Raw genomic sequence first — 24,508 nt, 5'->3', positions numbered from 1 at the left:
TGCCCGCACCCTTCCCTTACCCAGGAGAGTTTTAGATCCATCCACCACAATTGCTGATCAATCTACACCCCAAATCCTTTTACTGGCAGTATTTAATAACGCCCGCCGCCTCCAACGATCGGCTCCACGCACAGACTAAAAATTAAAAATGTATAATTTAACAGGAAATTACATATTTTTATTTTTTAAACTTTAATTTTGAATTCTAAAAGTAACACTTGCCTAAGTGTCAAAACTATGCGTGAAATTCCAGTTAAAAGTGCCACACTGTTTCCGAACAGCATCACTGAGCTAGAGCAGGCGGAATCAGCCCTCGAACTCGCTTGGAACGAACTCGAAAAACAAACAGCAGAAACCATTGCTCACCTTGCCAACGCCGGCTCAGCAAACACACAGGAAATTAGCGATCGCTTGACCGAGGCTAAGCAACTCCGCCAGCAACTTCAAACTCAAATAAAAAAAGCCAACTCGCGGCGGGAATTTCATCTAGAAAACTTACCAATGGCAGTTGTAGAGTGGGACAAAGAATTTCGGGTAGTGCGGTGGTCGCCAATGGCAGAACAAATATTTGGCTGGAGTGCAGCAGAAGTAATCGGCAAATACTGGCACGAATGGTCAATAGTTTATCAAGAAGACTTCGAGGAAGTGTGCGCCGCCACAAATGAACTGTTACACAGCAGAGAAACCCGCAACGTTTGCCGCAACCGCAACTATACCAAAGATGGCTCGATAATTTACTGCGAATGGTACAATTCTGCACTCATCGATGAATCGGGAACAGTAGTTTCAATTCTCTCTTTTGCCAGAGACATAACCGAGTTCCAGCGCGCTCAAGAAGAACTGCATCGGCGCGAACAAGCTTTCAGCGCCATCGCCGAAAATGCGACCGATATTATCGCCCGGTTCGATCGCAAACTACGCCTCCTTTATATCAACCCAGCAGTAGAATCAACTATTGGAAAAAATGCCGAAAAATTGATTGGCAAAACCCACCAAGAATCAGGAATGCCACCGCACTTATGCAGCCTGTGGGATGAGGCTTTTATGAAAGTTTTTGGTAGCGGTAAACAAGAAACTATAGAATTTGAGTTTCCCACTTCCGAGGGCATAAAATATTACCACTGTCGAGTCATTCCCGAGTTTGCTGAAGACAATTCAGTAGAAACAGTTTTATCCATCTCCCGCGACATCACAGAACTAAAACAAGTCGAAGATCAGTTGCGACAAAGCGAATCCAAATTTAAAGCCATAGTTGATTCTAATATGATCGGCTTAATTTTTTGGGATCTTGACGGCCGCATTATAGATGCCAACGCCGCTTTTTTAAACACGGTAAATTATACGCGGGACGAGCTGCTTGCCGGAAGAGTTAACTGGCAAGAAATGACACCACCAGAATACGTGAGTATAGATACAGAAAAAGTTGCAGAACTGAAGGATAGAAATACGGTTGTTCCCTTTGAGAAAGAATTTATACGCTCCGACGGTAGCCGCGTTCCGGTGATGTTGGGTAGCACATTTTTAGAACAAACGCAACAGTTTGGCGTCAGTTTTGTGCTAGACGTAAGCGAGCGTAAACAGGCAGAATGGGAACTGCAAAAACATCAAGAACTTTTAGAAAGCATTCTGAAAACAATCCCCAACTTTCTTTACATTTACGATGCAGTAGAAAACAAAAATATTTATGCAAATGAATCTGTCACCGCCATACTCGGCTACACTCCTAAAGAATGGCAAGATTTGGGTATAGATGCTGTCGCTAACTTAGTTCATCCCGAGGATCTGTTAAAGCTAATTACAGGTATGGATCGACTAAAACACAGCAGCAATCCCTATGAAACGGATGACAGAGACTACAGAATTAAACACAAAAATGGGGAATGGCGCTGGGTGCACGATCGCTCTACAATCTTCAAAAGAACGCCCGAGGGACAAATGAGGCAAATTATCGGTTCCGTACTCGACATCAGCGATCGCAAACAAGCCGAAGAATTATTAAAACAGCAAAAAGAACTGCTGCAAACTATCTTCGACAACGTGCCGATCATGCTCGCTTTCTTAGATAAAAATGGTCAAATAAACTGGGTAAACAGCCACTGGGAACAAGTGCTAGGCTGGAGTTTGGCAGAAATCAAAAACCGTGATATCTTGGCAGAATTTTATCCGCAACCAGAATACCGTCAATATGTTTGGGATGAAATCCAAGCAGCAAATCAGAAGTGGAGCGACTTCAAAACACAAGTTAGAGACGGGCGAATTATCGACACTTCTTGGGCAAATGTTCGTCTTTCCGACGGCAGTTGTATCGGAATTGGTCAAGATATTACCGAACGCAAACGAGTAGAATTTAAACTCAAAGAACTCAACGAAACTTTAGAAGCTCAAGTCGCTCAGCGTACCGCAGAATTAGAGACTTTTTTTGATGCTTTGCCCGATCACATTTTTGTGGTAAATCGCGAGAATATGCGACTGTCTTTTGTTAACCAATCGGTTGCCCAAACGGCTGGATTAAATAGCAGGAAAGAGATGCAGGGCAAAACGATTTGTGAATGTTTTTCCCCAGGCAGAGCCGCACAATTCTGTAGGGAAAACTCCCAGGTATTTGAAACAGGCGAAACTATGCACTTGCAGGATAAATTTGTAATGGCTGGCGAGACGACTTACTACGATACTTTTAAAATTCCCCTCAGAAATATAGACGGCAAGGTTTATGCTTTAATTGGCACTTCTCGCGATATCACTGAGTTGGTAGAGACAAAACAAGCTTTGTCAGAACGCACAGAGCAATTAGAAGCTGCCAATCAAGAATTAGAATCTTTTTCTTACTCAGTTTCCCACGACTTGCGTGCACCTTTGCGACATATTTCAGGTTTTGTAGAAGCGTTGAAACAGCGGCTAGAATTAACTGAGGCTTTGAGCGATCGCAAAATACTTCACTATATGGAAGTAATTGAAGACAGCAGCCAAAAAATGAGCCTGTTGATTGACGGTTTGCTCGCCCTGTCGCGGGTGAGTCGCACCGAGTTGAGGCAAATTCCGATCGATCTGAGCCGTTTGGTACAAAATGCGATTAAATTGACTAAACCCCCAGCCGTCGCCGATCCGGCCCAAACTCCCCACAGCGTTGAATTTGCCGTCGGAGATTTGCCGACAGTAATGGGAGATCCAACCTTGCTGCAACAAGTGTTCAGCAACTTGATTAGCAACGCCGTCAAGTTCAGCCGCGGACGCACTCCGGCTACAATAGTTATTGAGGGTTTACCGGATGGGACGATTTTTGTCAAGGATAACGGGGTGGGTTTTCCGATGGAATACGCCGATCGCCTGTTTGGAGCCTTTCAGAGGCTGCACTCCCAGAGAGAATTTGAAGGTACGGGCATCGGTTTGGCGATCGTCCAGCGGATTATTCACCGCCACGGCGGCACGGTTTGGGCCGAAAGCCTACCTAGTCAAGGAGCCACGTTTTACTTTAAACTAGCGCAAACAATCTCAAACGGTAATATAGATTCATAAGTTAAGTGTATAAGAGTTTTAAATTTTGAATTTAAAACTCTTATACACTTAAATAAGTCACAATCGGTGAGAGCATCCGAATTGTGGTGTGACAGAAGTGTTCACTGTCAGGGATGAAAGCGAAAGAGCTAGGCATAGCGGTGCACAAGATGCTCGTACTCCTAAAAAACGCTCTTTTAAAAATTGGGATGAGCCCCAATCGGTTCGGTCAGCCCTCGACTGCCGGTGCTAAATAAAGGTCTTGCGAGTAGAGTATATAATTGATTTTGCTAAAAATATCGAGATAAAATTAATAACCAAACTCAGTCTAAAAAATTACTAGCAAAAACACGAATAACCAATTGAAAACCTCCCCAATACCTTATGTTAGATATAAATCAGACCAACTATCTACTAAAAATGGTAGCGGAATCAACATTAAAATTGTTGATTATCGAAGACATGGCAGAAGATATGGAATTAATAGTGCTCGCCTTAGAATCGGGGGGGGTAAATTTTAAGTGCGACATGGCAGAAACAGCAACAGAGTGCAGAAAACTGCTGGAGAATTGCAAGTACGATGCTGTACTCTCAGATTACCGCCTCCCAGGCTTCAACGGTTTAGAAGTGTTGAAATTAATGCAGGAATTAGGGCAAGACATACCCTTGATTTTAGTAACGGGAAGTTTGGGAGAAGAAGCGGCAGTTGAGTGCCTCAAAGCCGGAATGACCGATTACGTATTAAAAGGGCGGCTGTTTAGGTTGCCAACAGTCTTAGAACGATCGCTCCAAGAATACAAAATGCGGCGCCAGCAACAAGAAGCGATCGCCCAAATTCAGCGGCAAGCTCAGCGAGAAGCGATCGTCAACCGCATCCTCCAAGCCATGCGCTTCACCCTTGTACTCGACGAAGTGCTGCAAACCACAGCAGATCAACTGCACGAAGCTCTCGAAATCACCGCCTGCGCCATCTTGCAGCCAGATGCTGAAGGCGGAATCAGAGTTCGCTACATCAGCAAAGCATCCAAAAGAGAACGGTTCGTCGGGCTAAATTGCAAAGTGGCCGAGCACTACCGATCCGATCTCGCGGCTGGGGAAACCCTGATCATCGACGAGTTATCGACACTGTGCCCGTCGCTGCAAGAATCAGCACAGTTGGTAGGGTTTCGCTCCGTCGCGATCGCCCCACTGCTCTACCAGCGGTCATTTTTGGGAGGAATTAGCCTCTATCAGTGCGATCGGGCGCGCTCTTGGAGCGCCGAAGAACTGTCGCTACTCAAAGCCATAGCCGATCAGTGCGCGATCGCGATCCACCAAGCCGAACTCTACCAACAAGCCCAAACCGAACTTGCAGAACGCAAGCGCGCCGAAGCAGCAGTCTGCGGCATCCAGCAGCAGCTAGCCACAATGGCAGCCAACATTCCCGGCTCAGTCTACCGCACCGTGCTGCATTCCGATGGCACAATCTCCATGCCCTACATCAGTCCGGGCGTGCGCGAAGTTACTGGGTTCGGGGCCGAAGAAGTGATTTCGCACCCGGAACTCTTGACCGAAATCATCCATCCAGAGGACAAAAGCTTGTCTGACAGCCTCGTAGCAGCATCGAGAGCGAGTCTTTTGCCGTGCGATCGCCAGTACCGCATCGTTCTGAGATCTGGGGAGGTCAAGTGGGTGCAAGACAGCGCTAAATTTTCCAAAAACGAACACGGCGACGTAATTATAGACGGAGTAGCCCTCGACATCAGCGATCGCAAACAAGCAGAATCAGCACTGCGCCAAAGCGAACAGCGATTTCGCTCGCTGATTGAAAACGCCACAGACATCACGATCATTCTCGACGCCGAAGGAATCTTCCGCTACATCAGCCCTTCCGTCAAGCGAATTTTAGGATACGCGCCCCACCAGGCGATCGGCCGCAGCGCCTTAGAAATAGTTCACCCCGACGACAGCGCCACGATCACCGAAACCCTCCACAAAGCCATTAAAAACCCCAAAAGAAGCCAGTGCCCAGTTGAGTACCGAGTCCGCCACCGCAACGGTTCCTGGTGTTATGTAGAAGCTGTAGCCACCAACTTGCTGTACGATCCCGCAGTCAAGGGAATCGTGATTAACTGTCACGACATCACTCAGCGCAAACTCGCCGAAGAACAACTGCTGCACGATGCTTTTCACGACGCCCTCACCGGATTGCCCAACCGATCACTATTTACCGATCGGCTCGAACACGCTCTGAGGATGGCAAAACGGCGCAAAGACTACTTGTTTGCCGTGCTGTTTCTCGATTTAGATAGATTTAAAGTAGTCAACGATTCCCTCGGCCACGCCATCGGCGATCAACTGCTAGTATCGATCGCCCGGCGTCTGGAAGCTTGTCTGAGGGTCGGAGATACAGTGGCCCGCCTTGGAGGAGACGAGTTTGTGCTGTTGTTAGAAGACATCGAGGGCATCAATGAAGCTACCACCATTGTCAACCGCCTGCAAAAGAAAATCACCTCCCCTATCCTTCTAGACGGACACGAAGTATTTATCACCGCCAGCATCGGCATAGCTTTGAGTTCTGGCGAATACGTGGAACCGACAACCCTGCTGCGCGACGCCGACACAGCAATGTACCGCGCCAAAGAACTCGGCAGATCCCGACACGAAGTTTTCAACAGTTCCATGCACGCCCACGCTTTGCGGCTATTGCAGCTAGAAAACGACCTGCGGCGGGCGATCGAATCAATTAGAGAGCCGGCCAGAGAAGAAGACTTTCCCCCATCCCCCGCCTCAGCCTTACCTCCCTTATCCCCAGCGCCCCAGTTTATTATTCACTACCAGCCGATCGTGTCGATCGCCAATAACACAATTACCAGTTTTGAGGCCCTAGTGCGCTGGCAGCATCCAGAACGCGGCTTAGTTTCCCCCGGTGAATTCATCACCATCGCCGAAGAAACCGGCTTGATCGTACCCCTCGGCCGCTGGGTACTTCGCACAGCTTGCCACCAAATCCGCCAGTGGCAGCAGCTATTTCCCAGCCACCCCCCGTTGAGCGTTAGCGTCAACATTTCTGTCAAACAGTTTTCTCAGCCAGATTTAATCGAATACATCGATCGAGTTCTTGCAGAAACTCACCTCGACGGCAGCAGTTTAAAACTAGAAATTACCGAAAGCGTACTCATAGAAAATTCCGACTCAGTAACAGCAATGCTGGTGCAGCTCAGAACCCGAAACATAGACTTGTGCATTGACGATTTCGGCACCGGCTATTCCTCGCTTTCCTACCTGCACCGCTTCCCCACCAATACCTTAAAAATAGACCGCTCTTTTGTTAGCAGGATGGGAGGTGAGTTCGATTTCAGTAAAGGAGGCATTGACCCGACCGAAATTGTGCGGTCGATCGTTACTTTGTCCCACAATTTAGGCATGGATGTAGTAGCTGAAGGAGTCGAAGAAGCCTCGCAACTATCTATACTAAAAGGGTTAAAATGTGAGTACGCCCAGGGATTCTTTTTCTCAAAGCCAGTAGACTCTCAAACAGCAGCAACCCTAATCCGACAGCAAGCAGAAAATCAGAATTTGCTGACATTTAGTTTGTTAGAGAAAGGTCATTAAAAAAACACGGCATTTTGTGAGTCCCGTTTCAGCATAAAATCTTAAAATATTTTAAAGCTGTTCCTAACTGGCGTCAGTTAATAACTACGGCATCCAAATCAATGTCAATGACCCCGGTCTCTAGATACGCTTCTTGCTTCGGGCCTAAGACTTAAACCATAGTTGACCAGAGGCGTACCTGCGTACTACGTTAACGGTAAGAGTTAAAGGCCTACCAGGGAATGCTCTCGCTAGTTCCTTGCCAAGCGAAATTTAGGATTAAACAGACTTATTGGGTTAAATCAGTTTCCTAGATATAGTATCGGCCCTTAACTAAGGCGCAAGCTAACATTACCCCTCTCATAGAGGCTCATAAAGGAGCGAACATTATGCGATCGCCGATTGCGAGGTTGGATGTGGTAATTGTCCCACTGACAGTACATTACAAAAGTACACTCCCATCTAGCAATCCCCGTGTAATGGAAAGATTCACGGCGGTTGAAACCGCCTAGCCGTTTCCCTCTCAGGTCTAAAGACCCGCTCGTTTCCCACTTACCAAATTTTTTTATGACTATTGGCTACCTCGCACTCGTTCTCCACGCCCACTTGCCCTTTGTCCGCCACCCCGAAAGCGACTACGTTTTAGAAGAAGAATGGCTGTTTGAGGCGATCGCGGAAACCTACATTCCCCTGCTGCAAGTCTTTGAAGGGCTCAAGCGCGACGGCATCGACTTTAAAATTACCATGAGCATGACGCCGCCCTTGGTTGCCATGCTGCGCGACCCCTTGCTGCAAGACCGCTTCGACGACCACTTGGCTAAACTCGAAGAATTAGCGGATCTCGAAATCGAACACAACAGCGGAAATGGTCACCTCCGCTATTTGGCAGAACATTACGCCGCCCATTTCTCTCAAGTCCGCAACTTTTGGGAAAAGTACGATCGAGATTTAGTCAAAGCCTTCAAAGAACACCAAGATACCAACAACCTCGAAATCATCACCTGCGGTGCGACCCACGGCTACCTACCGCTGATGAAAATGTACCCCGAAGCAGTTTGGGCACAAATTCAAGTAGCTTGCGACAACTACGAAGCAAACTTCGGCCGCCGACCAAAAGGCATTTGGCTGCCCGAATGCGCCTACTATGAAGGCTTAGAACGGATGTTAGCCGACGCAGGCCTCCGCTACTTTCTCACAGACGGTCACGGCATCCTCTACGCCCGCCCGCGTCCCCGCTACGGCAGCTACGCCCCAATTTTCACCGAATGCGGAGTCGCAGCCTTCGGTCGGGATCACGAGTCCTCGCAGCAGGTTTGGTCTTCCGAAGTCGGCTATCCAGGCGCCGCCGAATACCGGGAATTCTACAAAGATTTGGGTTGGGAAGCTGACTACGATTACATTAAGCCCTACATCATGCCCAACGGCCAGCGGAAAAATACCGGGATTAAATATCACAAAATCACCGGTCGCGGATTGGGTTTAGGCGATAAACAGTTGTACGATCCTTACTGGGCAAGGGAAAAAGCAGCCGAACACGCCAGCAACTTTGCTTTTAACCGGGAACGGCAAGTCGAGCACCTGAACGGGATTATGCAGCGTCCGCCGATTATTGTTTCACCTTACGACGCCGAACTTTTCGGTCACTGGTGGTACGAAGGGCCTTGGTTCTTAGATTACCTGTTCCGCAAGAGTTGGTACGACCAAAATACTTACGAGATGACGCACTTAGCCGATTATTTGCGGGGAAATCGGACTCAGCAAGTTTGTCGCCCGTCGCAGTCTAGCTGGGGTTTCCGGGGTTTCCACGAGTATTGGTTGAATGAGACGAATGCTTGGATTTACCCGCATTTGCACAAGGCTGCGGAACGGATGATTGAGTTGGGAAGTATGGAACCGGAAGATGAGTTGCAATATCGTGCTTTGAACCAGGCGGCGCGGGAAGTGCTGCTAGCTCAATCTTCTGACTGGGCATTTATCATGCGTACAGGGACGATGGTGCCCTATGCAGTGCGGCGGACTCGATCGCACTTAATGCGCTTTCACAAGCTGTACGATGAAGTGAAAGAAGGGAAAGTTGATTCGGGTTGGTTGGAGAAGGTTGAGGAGATTGATAATATTTTCCCTGAAATTAACTATCGCGTTTATCGATCGCTTTAAGTCTCGTTTCCCTTTTCATCCTGTCCCCCCAGCCCTGCTTAAGGGAGGGACAGGATGTTAATTAAAATTATAGGTGATGGGGCGATCGCCAGGAGTGGAATGAGAAGGGCGATCTTTGGTTGGGAGTGTGAGTGCGATCGCATTTTTAGTGTGGAAAGGTTGATCGCACTTTATCTCTTTTTCTCAACGCGCGGGCGATCGCACAACACCCTCTAGTCAAACAGCATTTTGAGCTGAGGAACGCTTGACAATAGAGAATTACTGGTGAAGAATTTCAACTATCTTGGCGATCGCCTCGTTCAACTTCTCAGGTTTAAGCTTACCAGCTTTATAAAGTATAATTTCTCGATCAGCGGTAAACAAGCGATTAGGTCTAATGTTGCTCGTTTGGTTAAGTCCGCCATCGCTAAAATCACTACTTTCAAGGGTAATAGCATAGCGATCGGCGAGCGTCTGGCTAGTAATCTGACAAAGCATTAGATCGTCTCCTGCCAAAGTTGCTATGACTAAAGCCGATCGGCGCTTGGCTTATGTTAAATCTGAAAATGGGAAAGGAACAACTATCACATCACCTTTTACAAATTCTGCCATGCTTCATCCTCCTCTAATCTTAACCAGTCTTTTTGCAAAGAAGATTCACTGAGCAGGCTTGCTTCTAACTTATCTTTATCATACTTGGCTTTGAGAAATTGCAGAAAATCCCACACTTCTTCTAATATAAATTCGGGGATATTATCCACTTCTTTAAGGAGCAATTCTTTAGCGTTCATGTTATTTACCTATAAAGACATAGTAACTGTTAATCTATGATAGCATCCTTGAGATTAGCAGCGCTCAGTTGCGATCGCTCCCCATCTTCATGACCGACGGACAACCGCAAGCAGCCCGCCAAATTCCGGCTGACGCTCAATCCATCCTCGCTTACCTACCAGATCGCATCCGCATCGCCCTCATTACCCGCGCGGCGGCTATTGAGTATCCCATCGAAGCTGTCGTTGAAATGGCGATCGCACTTTATGTCTTTTTCTCAACGCGCAGGCTATCGCTCTTTTTGGCCTGAAAATGCCTATCGCCGATGCCAGCAAATAGCCAGCGAATTAGAAAGAAAGCTGCCAGAATTCACTCAAATAGAAGCGGAACCAAATCGAGAAATTTAACTCGCGAAGTTAAAGCAATTGTTAGTTGAAATCAGAACCCCAATATTTGATTGTGCTAAATAATTGCAGCATTTGCCAGGATACAGCAATACTGTTGATATTAATGCGAAAAATTATATCGAAAGTAATCCTAAAATCAAAACTTTTTCCATTGAAGGTGGCAACTGGTGTTTTTGCCGAAGTTCCTGAGTTTGTGATCGCGCAAATATAAAAGCCAAGTTGCAAAATTCTTAAACTACCTGATTGCTAATCAAGATTTGTTCCAGGAGACAACATCCACAATTTGCGGGATGATAGAAATCGAACAGGTGGAATTGAACCGGAATAAGAGAGGGCACGTCAGCGCCATCGCGAACAACTAGAATTATACAAACAAAAGGAACAAGAGCAGAAATATCGCACTCAAGAACAAATGGAAATCGACAGCAAAAACGAATACAAATAAATTAAAAACCGGGTTTCTGATAAAACCCGGTCCCCATAAACCCAAGCAAGACTAACACAGATCAAACCTCAATTTTTTAATAATTTCACCCCCATTTTTACCTTGTCCAAAATCGTCTTTTGCGAGACACAAGTAATCAGACACAGCTTGCCGCAATTCAAAGTATCGCGACGGACTTCCTGAGCTTTTTCTCCGTACCAAATCTCGCGGGCGCTGGCATTTTTCACATTACCAATTACCGGGAACTCATCGCACAATTTCACATCGCCGCGCGTATCAATCCAGTAATTGCGGAGTCCAACGCGACAAGGACGAGTTGAATCAGGAGCTGTTTCTTCGGCAAAGTGAGGAATCATCAATCGCAACACTTCATCGCTGTTCATAATCGGAGCACCGTTGTTCTTCATTTCAATTAGCTGCTCGATTACTTGTGCAAATTCCTCCATGTCTTCTTTTTCAATCCACAATTCCTCGTATGTTTCTGGTGTCCAGCGGTTGACTGGTTGGAAGTTCACCGTCGTCGCCCCAATTCCCTGAGCCCAGGAGACTATTTCCGGGAGGTGGCGGAAATTGAGTCGGTTCATTGTCGGTTTGACGTTGATCGGAAACAGGACGTTCTGTTTTTCTTGTTCTTCGCGCAGATAACCGATTCCTTTAGAAAGCCGATCGAACAATCCCGGTTGACCCCGCAAATAATCGTGCAGTTCTGCATTCGGCCCGTCAACTGACATATTCACATTAAAAGGACGAGCAGCGACAGTTTTGGCTGCGTTTTCCCTGGTCATGCAATAGCCGTTGGTGGTGACGCCGGCGTGAATGCCATTTTTATTCGCAAAGGCAAGTAAGTCTAGAAAACCTTTTTTAATATAAGGTTCGCCGCCGCTAAAGTTGATTGAAAATTCGCCCACAAATTCTTTGACGCTCAAGAGGGCATTTTGCCATTCTTCGATCGTCAATTTCGTCTTTATATTCTTTGAGCCGCCAATACTCGCACTGCCGGCATTTTACATTGCAGCGCTCGTTGACAATCCCGTAAAAAGTGACTGGGCTTGTCACGTCGTATCCTGTATTGATCCGCAGCGATTCGGCCACTGCACTCTTGGTGTGCTTGACGCCCAGTCTCGATAATGTTAAAGCATCCATGTCTTTTTTCCCTTACGTGTTGTTACTTAAGTCAATTTCTCGATCCCTCTTTGCTACGTATGATTACGTATTTTTGATTACGTATTTCTTTTGAGTACGTATGCCCCATCCTAAGTGTTCAGTTTGGGTATGGCTAGATGTTTGTCAAATATTTATAATATTAAAACTTGTAACATATTAGTATTTCCAATCAGTTAAGCAGATTTTTGTGTCAAAACATGAACGATGCTTAATAATTGCCAAAATATAGGGGCTTAAGATTGACTTAATTTAATAATTGTAGTTTTTGTTTAAATTGTGTTAAATAACTTAATACCCTTTCTCAGTAAAACTACTTACGTAAACGGTATCAATAATTTATTGTTATAGTGAAATGAGCAGCCACTACAGCAGTTAACTTCACACAAGCTTTACAATATGGGAATTTAAGTATTTACACGGCAAAAAATGGCGACAAACATGGGACGATATTTGCACGTACTGAAATTGTTCTGGGGTGCGGCGATCTCCGCGGAACTAGAATACCGAATCAACTTTGTCCTCGCGGCCATCAGCAGCCTCGGAAATCTTGCGGGCAGCTGGTTTGGGCTATTTTTGTTTTACCGTACCGGTTACACGTTTTCTGGGTGGAAATGGGAAGAAGCCTTAGTTGTACTCGGTATTTTCACGATTTTGCAGGGGTTTTCGGCAACCTTTCTAGCACCTAATCTCAGCCGTATTGTCGATCGAGTCCAGCAAGGTACTCTCGATTTCGTACTCCTCAAACCCATCAGTTCCCAATTCTGGCTATCTGCAAACACAGTTTCGCCTTGGGGAATCCCAGATTTAATCTTGGGCACCGTATTGCTGCTGTATGCTGCTAACAAATTGGGAGTAACAATCGGCAACTATTTTTTAACAGCAATACCGCTGTTATTCGGAACTATTACTCTTTACAGTATATGGTTTATGTTAGGGGCAACCAGCATTTGGTTTGTCAAAATTTACAATGTTACCGAAGTTCTCGAAGGATTGTTAGAAGCGGGTAGATTTCCCATGGCAGCTTATCCTGCAGCTTATCGATTTTTCTTCACTTTCGTAGTTCCCGTTGCCTTCTTGACGACTGTGCCTGCAGAAGCCATGCTGGGGAGAGGTGAAATCGTTTGGATCGCAGGGGCGGGAATATTGGCGATCGGGCTGTTATTTTTCTCCCGCTACTTCTGGCAATTTGCCCTCCGCTTTTACACCAGCGCTTCCAGCTAGTTAAGTAGGTAGGTAAGCTGCTGCTGATCTAGATTGTCTATTATGTTTGAGAGGGAGAGGATTTGACACGTGGGGAATAGGGAATTTAAATATACATTTAAAAGGCAAAACAGCTTATCTAAAAAATATTTTCTTCTATTTACTTAGATAGTTAAATAAATGTAATATTTCAACCTATCCTGGAAATGTAAACTGGAAATAAACCACGCAAACGCAGGCAAACCAATGAAAAGAAAAAAACTGGGTAACAGTAATTTTACTATCAGCGCGATCGGTCTTGGAGGTATGCCAATGTCCTTAAGTGGCCGGCCGCCCGAATCGCAATCAATTGCGGTAATTCACCGCGCCCTCGATTTGGGTGTCACCCTAATTGACACCGCAGATTCCTACTGCCAAGATCAATCCGACAAACACCACAACGAACACCTGATTGCCAAAGCTTTGCAACAGTACAGCGGAGATGTTAGGGCCGTTACAGTGGCCACTAAAGGCGGCTTAATGCGGCCTCAAGGTGCGTGGACGCGCAACGGCAACCCCCATCATTTACGCAAGACAATTCGCGAAAGTTTTGAAGCATTGGGTGGCAAGGAACCGATCGACCTTTGGCAATATCACTCGCCAGATCCCGCTTATACCATCGAAGCAGCCCTAGCACCCGCAAAAGAAGCCGTAGAAGCAGGAATGATTCGATTTATTGGAGTTTCCAACTTTTCTGTAGAGCAGATCAAACGCGCCCGCGATACAGTAGAAATTGTCTCTGTTCAGAATCAATATAATCCTTGGCACAGACAGCCAGAATCAGACGGCGTACTGGAATATTGCGAAACCGAAAAACTGACATTTTTTCCTTGGAGCCCTTTAGGAGGAAGCCGCCGCGCCACAAGCTTGCAAGATATGCCCGCGATCGCCAAATTAGCAGCAGAAAAAAACGTTTCAGTTTACTGTATAGTATTAGCTTGGTTGATGGCCCAATCGCCCTGCATAGTTCCCATTCCCGGTGCGACCAAAGTATCTAGTATTGAGGACTCTGTGCGGGCGCTCGAAGTTAAATTGACTGACGAGGAATTGCAACAAATTGCCGTAAGTTAAGTAGATAAGGCCCACAAAAACAGTAGAACAGGCAAGATGCCTGTTCCACAAAGATAACTTAATTGTGGGGTGGGTTTTTCAACCCGCCCCTGAAAGTGGGATTTAATGAATAAAGTTGACATTTTTTGAGGAATTGAATTTAATGGAAGCTAATCAAGTGAATGCCGATCGAGACGTAGCAATTGAACATCAAAACGTACCTGTCGCCCATGAAGGACTGCACAATTTTTTATACAGTTCCGACTCAGAACACAGCGCAGCAGCCACTATTACTGAATTAGAAAACGACGGCACGCAAGTAATGTCGATCGATACATGGCGCGATTTGGCAACTAACGCGAAAGTCGCCGGCGTTTACGCTGTAATGGACACTTCCCGCAACACTCAGTTTATAGGTTATTCGCGAAATATCCTGCTTTCAATCAACGGTCACATTGCCCAAAATGGCGTTGAAAATTGCGCTTTCCTGCGTGTGCAAACTTTCAAATTCCCAAAGCGGGAAGAAATGGAAAGTTTGCGCGATGCTTGGATAGCAGAAATTGGCAGCATTCCGCCGGGCAACGGTGCTGACAGCGAAATGTGGGCGGCTACGGTAGGCCAAGCAGCCCGCGCTGCTATGTCTGCTGAGGAACAAAAAGGTTATGAGGAAAAGAAGCTGAAATTACGCAAAGCAATGGCCGATTCCACTCTTACCAAAGAGTTAGAAACAGCCGCCGAAAATGATAGCGAACGACACCAACATCTGGAAGCTGCTGTTAACAATGATGATTGGAGTGCGGTGATTCACTCGCAAACTCAGGAAACAAAATCCGATTCCTAAATCGGAAAAATGTTTGTAATTCTGAGATATTGTACTATTTTTAGAACGGGCTAGATGCCCGTTCCACAATACATTAAGTTTATTGGGGGGCGTTGCTCATAGCCCGCCCAAAATACTCAATCTTAATCATCAACAACTGATCGGGATTAATGACTAACTTTGCGTTCAGTAACTAAAGTCAAACTTACCCATTCACCCCGATCGTTGTAACTGCGAATCATCCGAAACCGCAAGTCAGGTTCTACCAACCAACCTGCCTCGAAAAATATAGGTTTTCTGGATTCAATCTTGACAGGTAAAGTGCAAGAACCACCGTCAGGAAGCAGCACAACTTGCACGGGCATAGCACCTTCGTTAAAATTTAATACAGAACCGTCAATGCTGGCGCTAGAACTGATAACAGTAGCATTACTGCCAAAAGTAATTTTCTGCACTAGGCGATCGCTACTTTCCAAATGCAATTGCAGTTTGGTAGAATAAAAGTCTGGAGAACGCAAATCTGGATACATTGTCACCGCCTCGCCCTGCCACTCTCCCAGCAAATCGTCAACAGTTAAAGGCGGACGTTCGGGGACATTTTTATCAAGCTGCTTTTCCCGAATTAAGATAAGTGTTGATAAATTGCCGTCGGTATTGTATGTCAGAGGGAAGCGCAACCGACGATAATTGTAGATAAAACCAAACTCTGCACCGCACTCAGAATAAGGCGCTAGTTGAATAGTTCCCTGACAAAAAGCTCCATTCTCAAAAAATAGGATATCTCGTCCCAAACTTTGATATTCTCGAACAAGTTCGCTCACTTCCGGTTCGCCGACACCGCTAGGATTTGGGGAAAATCGACGGAGTTTCAATCGCACATTTTTGTTGTCATTGAAACCTTCGATAGAAATAATGCTAGGAGTATCTTGAAGTACCTCTCCTCGTGGCGATAACTGGGTAAAGGAACCGTGCCATTCTCCCAAGTTTTGCAGAAAGTTTTCCCATTGTGATACCATATTCTTACCTTTGGATATATGTCTAAAAATAGAATTATAACTCTGCTTACGGATTTTGGATTAAGCGATGTTTATGTGGGAGTGATGAAAGGTGCGATCGCCCAAATTAACCCGCACTTAAAAGTCATTGACATTACGCACCAAATACCATCTCAAAATATAGCAGCGGGGAGGTTTTGTTTGATGACTGCTTTTGCTTATTTTCCGCCGGAAACCGTACATATTGCTGTCGTCGATCCGGGTGTGGGAAGCAAGAGACGCCCTGTTGCGATTAAATGTGCTAATTGCTTTCTTGTTGGGCCGGATAACGGGTTGTTTAGCGGGGTGTTGAGTCGGGAAAGTGCGATCGTATCTGTCGAACTCACCAACCCCAAATACTGGCGCACACCTCAACCCAGCAGCACTTTTCACGGTCGCGATATTTTCGCTGCTGCGGGCGCTCACTTGGCGAACGGGGTGGCTTTGGAAGAGTTGGGGGAGACGATCGACCCTGCAAGTTTAGTGCAGTTAGAGATACCAAATTGTGCCGTTACCGCCACGGGTATAGAAGGCTGTGTTCAATATGTCGATCGCTTCGGCAACCTAATTACTAATATCCCCAATAATTGCATTATAGGTAACAATTGGTCAGTAACAATTAGCCATAGTTCTGATGCCATTCGCATTCCCAGCGGTAAAACCTACAGCGACAGCGAACCGGGCGATTTCATTGCCATAACTGGTTCTGACGGTTGGCTAGAAATTGCCGTTAATGGCGGCAGCGCTCAATCAGTATTAAAATTGGAATGCGGAGCGATCGTGCAATTGCTTTTTGAAACTAACAATTAAAATCATCTCTTGCAGTCCGCGTCTGCGGATGTTTTGCTTGTAAAAGCGATTTCAAGATCCGTTTCATATCTCTATAAGTATAAAAAACCCGGTTTATCCCAAAAACCGGGTTTCTCATCTTTATCCAGCTACCACGAAATTAACCAACTTTCCAGGCACCACAATTACCTTTTTAATCTCCTTACCTTCCAGGTGACGCTTAGCCAATTCCGACTCGCGAGCAAACTTTTCCAAAGCGGCTTTATCAGCACCAGAAGGCACTTGAATTGTGCCGCGAGTTTTGCCCATAACTTGAATTACCAGCGTAATTTCATCGGTAACTAATGCAGATGGATCGACAGTCGGCCAAGTTTGCGTATGCACCGATTCACTGTTACCAGTATTGTGCCACAATTCATCAGCAATATGCGGCGCAAAAGGGGCTAACAAGCGAATCAAAGTGTTGATTCCTTCTGCATAGATTGGCGAATCTTTACACTTAGCATCATTCAAAGCATTGCTGAGTTTCATCATTTCAGAAACAGCAGTATTGAACTGATAATCACCCTCCAAATCTTCGCTAACTTCCTTAATTGCCGTGTGAATTGCCCGCCGTAAATCCTTCTCAATTTTACTTAATTCAGCATTTTCAACCCCTTGACCGGGGGTGGCCGGGGGGCGTGCAGCAAACTCTGTCACCACGCGCCAAACGCGATTTAAAAAGCGAAACTGCCCTTCCACATCAGCATCATCCCACTCCAAATCCTTCTCTGGCGGTGCTTTGAATAAAATAAACATCCGCGCCGTATCTACCCCATATTTGCCCATAACTTCCAAGGGGTCAACGCCGTTATATTTTGATTTGGACATCTTCTCATAGAAGACTTCTAAAGCTTCACCAGTTTCAGGATCTTGTGGATTTGCGGGGTCTATATCTGCTGGGGGAACGTATTTGCCAGTAACGGGGTTTTTGTAGGCCATTGCTTGTACCATGCCTTGAGTTAACAGGCGTTTAAATGGTTCGTCACAATCGATCAAACCCCGATCGCGCAAAACCTTGGTAAAGAACCGCGAATACAGTAAGTGCAAGATTGCGTGTTCGATGCCGCCGACATATTGGTCTACGGGCATCCAATCGTTTGTCTTCGCCGTATCGAAGACTTGCTCTTGATTTTGAGCATCGGGATAGCGCAAGAAATACCACGAAGAATCGATAAAAGTATCCATCGTATCTGTTTCTCGCTTCGCCGGAGTGCCGCAACTTGGACAAGGAACGTTTACCCATTCTTCCATCTTTGCCAAGGGCGAACCTTTGCCGGTAAATTGTACATTTTCCGGCAACAATACGGGCAAATCCGATGCGGGTACGGGGACTGTTCCGCAGGTGGGACAGTGAATTACGGGAATTGGAGCGCCCCAATAACGCTGTCTAGAAATTAACCAATCTCTTAAGCGGTATTGGATTCGGGCTTTGCCATAACCTGCATTTTCGGCATGGTGAATAATCGCTGCTTTGCCTTTAATTGAATCCATGCCGTTGAAGCTTTCGGAATTAATCATAATTCCTGGTTCTGTGTAAGCTTCGGTCAGCGGAACTTCATCATCATCTACGATTACTACTTTAATTGGCAGTTGATATTGATTGGCAAATTTGAAATCTCGCGTGTCGTGGGCGGGTACTCCCATGACTGCGCCGGTGCCGTATTCGTACAGCACATAATCGGCAATCCAAATGGGAATTTCTTCGCCGTTGAAAGGATTGATTGCTTTGCCGCCTGTGGGGATGCCACGCTTTGGTTTGTCTTCGGCTGTGCGATCGATCTCGCTTTGGGCAGCGACTTCTTTGATGAAGGTTTCTACGGCGGTTTTTCTATCTTCGGTTGTTACGCGCTTAGTTAGTGGATGTTCCGGCGCTAAAACAAGGTAACTGACGCCGTAAACTGTATCGGGACGTGTGGTGAAAACGGCGATTTTTTCATCCATTCCGACAATCGGAAATTCTAAGTAAGCGCCGACTGATTTGCCGATCCAGTTGGCTTGCATTAATTTGACTCTTTCTGGCCAATCTGGCAATTTGTCTAAGTCGTTTAATAACTGTTCGGCGTAATCGGTAATTTTGAGGAACCACTGCCGCAATAATTTGCGCTCGACTTTTGCACCGGAACGCCAGGAACGACCTTCGTTATCTACTTGTTCGTTTGCTAAAACTGTTTGGTCTATAGGGTCCCAATTAACTGCGGCTTCTTTTTGATAAGCTAATCCTGCTTCTAAAAATTGCAAGAAAATCCATTGAGTCCACCGATAATAATCGGGAGAACAAGTTGTAACTTCTTTTGTCCAGTCGAAAGAAATACCCAGGCGGCGAAATAAGCCTTTCATTTGGGCAATGTTTTGATAAGTCCATTGTGCAGGGGGAATTCCTCGCTCGATAGCTGCATTTTCTGCGGGCAAACCAAAAGCGTCCCATCCCATCGGATTCAATACCCGATAACCTTGCATTCGCTTGAGTCTGGCAATTACATCGATGATTGTGTAGTTGCGGACGTGTCCCATGTGCAAGTTTCCCGACGGGTAGGGGAACATGGATAAGGCATAAAATTTAGGCTTTTGCGTATCTTCTGGCATCTGGTCTAAGTTTTGCTCAGCCCATGTCTGCTGCCATTTTTCTTCTATGGATTGGGGGTTATATCTGGAATCCACAACAATTGCTCCGTGTAGGATTTACTAATGTTTGCTTGAACATTTTGGCACATTCAAGGGGCCTCGATTAGGATTTTTCTGAGTACCAAGGATTTTGGCTCGAATATCTGTATTATATATTGTAGTATAGGTAATTTGAGCTGGGGGCGATCGACCAAATACTCCGGTTCGCCCTGAAAAAAGTAAATAACTGCAATCCCCAGAAACCCGATTTCTTTGACAAACCGGGTTTATTCTCCTAATTGGAGCTTAGATGCTATCAGGATCGATGTTCAATTCGCGCAGTTTGGCTGCTAAACGTTCCGCTTTTTGAGCTTCTTGTTCGGCACGCTGCGAGGCTTGTTCGGCACGCTGCGAGGCTTCTTCGGCGCGCTGAAATTCTTGTTCTGCGCGCCGTCGCTCTAATAGCCGCTCTGCATTTATTTCGGAATAGGAAAGAAACTTTTCTCCATCAGGATGATAGATTTCTAACCCTTCTTCTGGTAACTCAAACCGCACTCCCAGTCTGGGACTTATCCATCCCTCCATCGGTTCAATGGGTTCTAAGATTCCTTCAATTCTTTGCCAACCTTCTAACTGATTTCTTTCTGGATCGTAAAGGTAATACTCCTCGACTCCATAACGATAGTAAAATGAAAGTTTCTTGTTCATTTTTGTGTTACTATCGTTGTGGGATCTAATTTCAAAGACGACTTGGGGAGCAATATTATCTTCGCGAGATTGTATGTAGGAACGTCGCTCGCCTTTTGGTCTACCAAATATCACCATCGTATCCGGCGCTTGAGAAATATCTGGTCTACCTTCAACCGGATACCACAGTAAATCGGCGGCTACAAACACGTTGGGTTCCTCTTCAAACAGCGATTCGCAACCTTCTTTGATTGTGACAATTAATTTGTATTGTATTGTGCTGTCTGCCATTGGTTGACCGTCGCTGGATGGATAAATAATTTCTTCGGTTGTGACTTGCATTGTGGTTGTCTCCGAGAAGTATCTGAGCTTAATTATACTATTGTTTGAAGGAACTATCCGCGCCGAAAATGGCATTGCCGTTTCCCTAGTGACAGAATATTCAAAATAGCGAACAGCGGCGCTTTAAAGCTGCTTGCAAAAGAGTGTTGTACAGTTTTTCCTTAACAGTATAAGCGCCGAATCTTTCCAAGTGCGGATTGTTCATTTGAGCGTCGAAAAGCAGATAAGATCGATCGCGCAATCTCTCCACCAACTTCACCATCGCCACCTTAGAACCCTCGGGAATTCGGTAAAACATCGACTCCCCAATAAACGCACCGCCGATCGACAATCCGAGAATACCGCCCGCCAATTCGTCCCCGCACCAAGTCTCGAAGCTGTAAGCCCAACCGGCCTCATACAAACCCCAGTAAATCTTCTTGAGTTCCTTAGAAATCCAAGTCGTTTCGCGATCGGCACAACCCTCAACTACCGCCCCAAAATCGCGGTTTACAGCCACCGAAAACCGATTTTGATTGAGTTGGCGACGCAGGGATTTCGGATAGGTAAATTTTTCATCCAGGGGAATCAGCGCCCGCTGACGGCTCGAATACCACCCCAAACTTTCCTCGCCGTCATTTGCCATCAAGAAATAGCCTTGCGCGTATCCTTGTATAATTGTCGGTATATCATATTGCATATATTTATCAGTTGTCATTTCTCAGTTAACTTTTCAAAGTCAACATTAGCAATTAGGAATAATCATGTCTGAAACCATCGAACCTATTACCTTACCGCCCGCCAAAAACCCCGAACAAGAAGGCCAATGGCTCCAACAAACGCTGCTGGCATGGCTAGACTCCGAGTTTATCCCAGAAGCAGCCAACCAGCAAATAGCTAAAAGAGCTGCCCAAATCTATGTCCGCCAGCGCATGGAAGGCGAAAATGACGTGGGCAGCCTTGTAATTGCGATCGTCACCGAAATGCAGGCCTATGATTTTTCTAAAAGCTTCTACGGCGAATTTGCGATCGCCAATGCCGTCAGCGACTTGTTACTCGAAAGTCTCGGCATCGATAAATGCTGTGGCCAGTGAAGCAAGAAGGAGGAAAATTTAACTCATAAGTCTGAAACAAAAATCAACCCCAAACCTAATCCTGCCGATTAATTGTGAGTTTTTTCCTTCTTTCTTCCTTCTTCCTTCTTCCTTCTCCCTTCTTCCTTCGTGCTACCAGCTAGACTTCACAACACCGGGCAAAAGACCTTCGTGAGCCATTTCTCGCATCATGTTGCGAGACAGTCCGAAGTCACGATAGTAACCTCTGGGCCGTCCAGTTGCCCAGCAGCGGTTCCGCAAGCGAGTCCGCGAACTGCTGCGGGGTAGCTGTTGTAGTTGGCGGTGAATCGCCATTTTGTCCATCTGATTGTTAGCCTGGTCAAACTGGTCTTTCAGGTCTTCCCGCTTGTCGGCGTACTTGTCTACGAGTCTCTGGCGCTTTTTCTCGCGCTCGACCATGCTCTTCTTAGCCATAATCTGTTGATATCCTTAGATAAATCACAATCTACTATTGTACTATATTTTGGTGAGTTCGGATCTCTTTTATTTGAATTATTTCTTTTGTTAACAACATTTTTAGCAACAGGCAAGATGCCTGTTCCACAATAACTCAACATTTTTAGCAACAGGCAAGATGCCTGTTCCACAATTATTCAAGGTTTTTAGCAACAGGCAAGATGCCTGTTCCACAATAACTCAACATTTTTAGCAACAGGCAAGATTCCTGTTCTATCAAATCCGTTAGCATCGGAATAGTAAATTCGAGTTGACAGTTGACGGTTCACTGTCAACTGTCAACAGTCAACCGTCAACATCATTCCGGTATAACCGGAAATGATATTCCACAATCACTCCACATTTTTGTGGTACAGGCATCTTGCCTGTACTTAACCTTGGCGCAACACCAAACTATTAGCAGAAGGGCACAAATCTGCAAGTTCGCAAATATTGCAAACCGGATTTCTCGCATTACAAACTGCCCTGCCGTGATAAACCAACCGAATCGACCAATTTTCCCAATCTGGCTGCGGTAACAATATCATCAAATCCCGCTCGATCCTTATAGGATCGGTATGTTCGGTCAATCCCAACCGCTGAGTCAAACGTTTGACGTGAGTGTCTACCGTCACGCCCATATTAATACCAAAGGCGTGGGCGAGAACGACATTAGCAGTTTTGCGGGCAACTCCGGGCAATTCTAGCAGCAGTTCCATCCGCTGCGGCACTTGATTGTTAAATTTATTGACGATCGCCTGACAAGCACCTTTAATGTTTTTAGACTTATTCCGGTAGAAACCAGTCGATCGCACGAGACTTTCCAATTCTTCTAAATCAGCATTTGCCAAAGCCTCCGCATCGGGAAAACGCTCAAACAAAGCCGGCGTTACCAGATTTACTCGATCGTCCGTACACTGAGCCGAGAGAATCGTCGCCACCAGCAACTGCACGGGAGTTTCGTAGTTAAGAGTGCAAGGAGCTTCTGGATAGAGGCGTTTGATGCGAATCAGAATTTCTAGCGATCGTTGTTTTAAACTTAACTTTTTAGTCATTAGTCATTAGTCATTAGTTATTAGTTATTAGTTATTAGTCATTTGTTTTTAACTGCTTCCCAGGCACGACCGGGGAACCCATAAACAGAGGCTGTGCCTCGCTTGCGTAGAAAAAAAAGAAGAGGGAAAAATAGGAAAATATGAAAACGGAAAACTAGACATAATTCTTCCTTCTTCCTTCTTCCGTCTTCCTTCTTCCTTCCTTCATTTACTATTGCATGAAATTTCGCAAATCAAACCCAGCCAAATTAGCAGTATCGCGAATAATCAAGAACACTCCCAAACCCAGCAACAACACCAAACCAGTCTGCATGACATTTTCCTGAATGCGGTTCGGCAGAGGCTTGCCCCGCAGTCCTTCGATTAACAAAAAAGCTAGCTGGCCACCATCTAAAGCAGGTAAAGGCAAGATATTAATCACAGCCAAATTGACGCTAATTAGCACAGCATACTGAAACAAACTCGCAGCATCCGATTTGGCAATCCCTGCACCAATCGCCACAATCGCCACAGGCCCAGACAACTTGTCGGCAGTCTGGCTGAAATTGCTAAGTAACTGCCCGAAACCTTGAACCGTCAGCACCACAATCCGCTCAAATTCTTTGGCGGCCTTGCTAAACGCCTCTACAAATCCGGCCCTCTGACGCACGACAGTGCCGTTAGAAGTTAGCTGCACGCCAATGCGACCTTTGCCGTCGGGCGACTCTTCAGGAGTTACTGTCACCAAAAATTTTTGTTCTTGGCGCTGAATTTCCAACGCTAGGGGTTGGTTGGGATGATCTTGGATTGCTGTGACCAACAATTTGATTGCTTCGCGGGAAGCGCCCAATTCCTTGCCGTCAACAGACAGAACAACGTCGCCCGATCGAATTCCGGCTTGTTTCGCGGCAGAACTGACTTCTGCGGCGACTTCCGGGACTTTAACTCCCGGTAGGTAGTTCATTTGTGCAGCGCCGACAGTGCTCAATTGCACCACCAGCAGGAAATAAGCAAAAATTAAGTTGGCAATTACCCCTGCACTAATGACGATCGCCCGATCGAGCACGGGGCGATTTTTGAGCAAATTCGGGTCATTTGGGGGAATTGTACTGTCGGGATCGTCGTCCGGAAAACCCACGAAACCTCCCAGGGGAAAGGCGCGGAGGGCGTATTCAGTTTCCGGGCCTTGGTACTTCCAGAGGATGGGCCCGAAACCGATAGAGAAGCGGTTGACGTGGATGTGTTGAAGTCTCGCCGCCAAGAAGTGGCCGAGTTCGTGAACGACAATCAAGATACCTAAAACTGCGATCGCTGCCAAAACTGACATGAAGGATTCCACTAACACTTTTACTG

General features: G+C 46.1%; 20 protein-coding genes and 1 pseudogene. 10 read left to right on the top strand and 11 right to left on the bottom strand.

Going from position 1 to position 24,508, the window contains the following annotated elements; all coding sequences use genetic code 11:
- Positions 1-237: 237 nt before the first annotated feature.
- The 4 genes from QUA90_RS20980 to QUA90_RS20965 all read left to right on the top strand — a co-directional run bounded on the left by QUA90_RS20980 (position 238) and on the right by QUA90_RS20965 (position 9,438).
- Complete coding sequence (locus tag QUA90_RS20980; RefSeq protein WP_333447504.1) at positions 238-3,513, top strand: PAS domain S-box protein; 3,276 nt, start codon at positions 238-240, stop codon at positions 3,511-3,513.
- Positions 3,514-3,876: 363 nt separating this feature from the next.
- Positions 3,877-7,086 carry an EAL domain-containing protein gene (locus QUA90_RS20975; RefSeq protein WP_333447502.1) on the top strand — a complete coding sequence of 1,070 codons (3,210 nt, stop codon included), beginning with the start codon at positions 3,877-3,879 and terminating at the stop codon, positions 7,084-7,086.
- 546 nt (positions 7,087-7,632) lie between these two features.
- Positions 7,633-9,222: a glycoside hydrolase family 57 protein gene (locus tag QUA90_RS20970; RefSeq protein WP_333080216.1), complete on the top strand. Its 1,590-nt coding sequence runs from the start codon at positions 7,633-7,635 to the stop codon at positions 9,220-9,222.
- 54 nt (positions 9,223-9,276) lie between these two features.
- Positions 9,277-9,438, top strand: coding sequence for a hypothetical protein (locus QUA90_RS20965; protein ID WP_333447500.1), 162 nt, complete (start codon positions 9,277-9,279; stop codon positions 9,436-9,438).
- Between the two features lie 42 nt (positions 9,439-9,480).
- Here the strand turns inward: QUA90_RS20965 and QUA90_RS20960 are convergent.
- Both QUA90_RS20960 and QUA90_RS20955 read right to left on the bottom strand, forming a co-directional pair.
- A pseudogene (locus QUA90_RS20960) lies at positions 9,481-9,735 on the bottom strand (type II toxin-antitoxin system PemK/MazF family toxin); the annotation flags it as partial.
- 62 nt (positions 9,736-9,797) lie between these two features.
- Complete coding sequence (locus tag QUA90_RS20955) at positions 9,798-9,992, bottom strand: hypothetical protein (RefSeq protein WP_333386589.1); 195 nt, start codon at positions 9,990-9,992, stop codon at positions 9,798-9,800.
- An 89-nt stretch (positions 9,993-10,081) separates the two neighbouring features.
- Between QUA90_RS20955 and QUA90_RS20950 the strand changes: the two genes are divergently transcribed.
- Complete coding sequence (locus QUA90_RS20950; protein ID WP_333212265.1) at positions 10,082-10,282, top strand: hypothetical protein; 201 nt, start codon at positions 10,082-10,084, stop codon at positions 10,280-10,282.
- A gap of 610 nt (positions 10,283-10,892) precedes the next feature.
- On the opposite strand, the gene QUA90_RS20945 is transcribed toward QUA90_RS20950, so the two are convergent.
- Together QUA90_RS20945 and QUA90_RS20940 are read right to left on the bottom strand one after the other, a co-directional pair.
- Entirely contained in the window at positions 10,893-11,750 is an 858-nt protein-coding gene (locus tag QUA90_RS20945; protein WP_333447498.1) for a radical SAM protein, read from the bottom strand.
- Positions 11,707-11,967, bottom strand: a complete 261-nt coding sequence (locus QUA90_RS20940) for a hypothetical protein (RefSeq protein WP_333447496.1) — start codon at positions 11,965-11,967, stop codon at positions 11,707-11,709. The genes QUA90_RS20945 and QUA90_RS20940 overlap by 44 nt, the downstream gene beginning before the upstream one ends.
- Before the next feature lie 447 nt (positions 11,968-12,414).
- On the opposite strand from QUA90_RS20940, the gene QUA90_RS20935 reads away from it, so the two are divergent.
- From QUA90_RS20935 to QUA90_RS20925, 3 genes are all read left to right on the top strand, one after another.
- A complete protein-coding gene (locus QUA90_RS20935) occupies positions 12,415-13,209 on the top strand; it encodes an ABC transporter permease (RefSeq protein WP_333447494.1) in 795 nt (264 codons plus the stop codon).
- A gap of 225 nt (positions 13,210-13,434) precedes the next feature.
- Positions 13,435-14,298, top strand: coding sequence for an aldo/keto reductase (locus QUA90_RS20930; RefSeq protein ID WP_333080210.1), 864 nt, complete (start codon positions 13,435-13,437; stop codon positions 14,296-14,298).
- A gap of 142 nt (positions 14,299-14,440) precedes the next feature.
- Positions 14,441-15,118, top strand: a complete 678-nt coding sequence (locus tag QUA90_RS20925; RefSeq protein WP_333332362.1) for a GIY-YIG nuclease family protein — start codon at positions 14,441-14,443, stop codon at positions 15,116-15,118.
- Positions 15,119-15,264: 146 nt separating this feature from the next.
- Here QUA90_RS20925 and QUA90_RS20920 read toward each other — a convergent pair whose 3' ends face one another.
- Positions 15,265-16,113 (bottom strand): DUF3598 family protein, encoded by an 849-nt coding sequence (locus QUA90_RS20920; RefSeq protein ID WP_333332359.1) that lies wholly within the window; start codon positions 16,111-16,113, stop codon positions 15,265-15,267.
- A gap of 18 nt (positions 16,114-16,131) precedes the next feature.
- Here QUA90_RS20920 and QUA90_RS20915 point away from each other — a divergent pair, with 18 nt between their 5' ends.
- On the top strand, positions 16,132-16,941 hold the full coding sequence (locus QUA90_RS20915) for an SAM-dependent chlorinase/fluorinase (protein ID WP_333447491.1): 810 nt from the start codon (positions 16,132-16,134) through the stop codon (positions 16,939-16,941).
- A 120-nt stretch (positions 16,942-17,061) separates the two neighbouring features.
- On the opposite strand, the gene leuS is transcribed toward QUA90_RS20915, so the two are convergent.
- The 3 genes from leuS to aat all read right to left on the bottom strand — a co-directional run bounded on the left by leuS (position 17,062) and on the right by aat (position 21,289).
- Positions 17,062-19,620, bottom strand: coding sequence for a leucine--tRNA ligase (gene leuS, locus QUA90_RS20910; RefSeq protein WP_333447489.1), 2,559 nt, complete (start codon positions 19,618-19,620; stop codon positions 17,062-17,064).
- A gap of 249 nt (positions 19,621-19,869) precedes the next feature.
- Positions 19,870-20,592 carry a Uma2 family endonuclease gene (locus QUA90_RS20905; RefSeq protein WP_333447487.1) on the bottom strand — a complete coding sequence of 241 codons (723 nt, stop codon included), beginning with the start codon at positions 20,590-20,592 and terminating at the stop codon, positions 19,870-19,872.
- Positions 20,593-20,692: 100 nt separating this feature from the next.
- A complete protein-coding gene (gene aat, locus QUA90_RS20900) occupies positions 20,693-21,289 on the bottom strand; it encodes a leucyl/phenylalanyl-tRNA--protein transferase (RefSeq protein ID WP_333447485.1) in 597 nt (198 codons plus the stop codon).
- 46 nt (positions 21,290-21,335) lie between these two features.
- On the opposite strand from aat, the gene QUA90_RS20895 reads away from it, so the two are divergent.
- The gene (locus tag QUA90_RS20895; protein ID WP_190740107.1) at positions 21,336-21,665 is read left to right on the top strand and encodes a hypothetical protein; all 330 of its coding nucleotides are present in this window, start codon (positions 21,336-21,338) and stop codon (positions 21,663-21,665) included.
- Between the two features lie 132 nt (positions 21,666-21,797).
- Here QUA90_RS20895 and rpsN read toward each other — a convergent pair whose 3' ends face one another.
- The 3 genes from rpsN to rseP all read right to left on the bottom strand — a co-directional run bounded on the left by rpsN (position 21,798) and on the right by rseP (position 24,482).
- The gene (gene rpsN, locus QUA90_RS20890) at positions 21,798-22,100 is read right to left on the bottom strand and encodes a 30S ribosomal protein S14 (RefSeq protein WP_006633844.1); all 303 of its coding nucleotides are present in this window, start codon (positions 22,098-22,100) and stop codon (positions 21,798-21,800) included.
- A 413-nt stretch (positions 22,101-22,513) separates the two neighbouring features.
- On the bottom strand, positions 22,514-23,176 hold the full coding sequence (gene nth, locus QUA90_RS20885; protein WP_333386570.1) for an endonuclease III: 663 nt from the start codon (positions 23,174-23,176) through the stop codon (positions 22,514-22,516).
- A 211-nt stretch (positions 23,177-23,387) separates the two neighbouring features.
- Positions 23,388-24,482 carry an RIP metalloprotease RseP gene (gene rseP, locus QUA90_RS20880; RefSeq protein ID WP_333386567.1) on the bottom strand — a complete coding sequence of 365 codons (1,095 nt, stop codon included), beginning with the start codon at positions 24,480-24,482 and terminating at the stop codon, positions 23,388-23,390.
- Positions 24,483-24,508 lie beyond the last annotated feature (26 nt).

Origin of the sequence: Microcoleus sp. D3_18_C4 (assembly GCF_036702355.1) — a bacterium.
Classification (GTDB): Bacteria; Cyanobacteriota; Cyanobacteriia; order Cyanobacteriales; family Microcoleaceae; genus Microcoleus.
The sequence above is the reverse complement of the archived record's forward strand: the minus strand, read 5'-3'. Positions and strand labels throughout refer to the sequence as shown.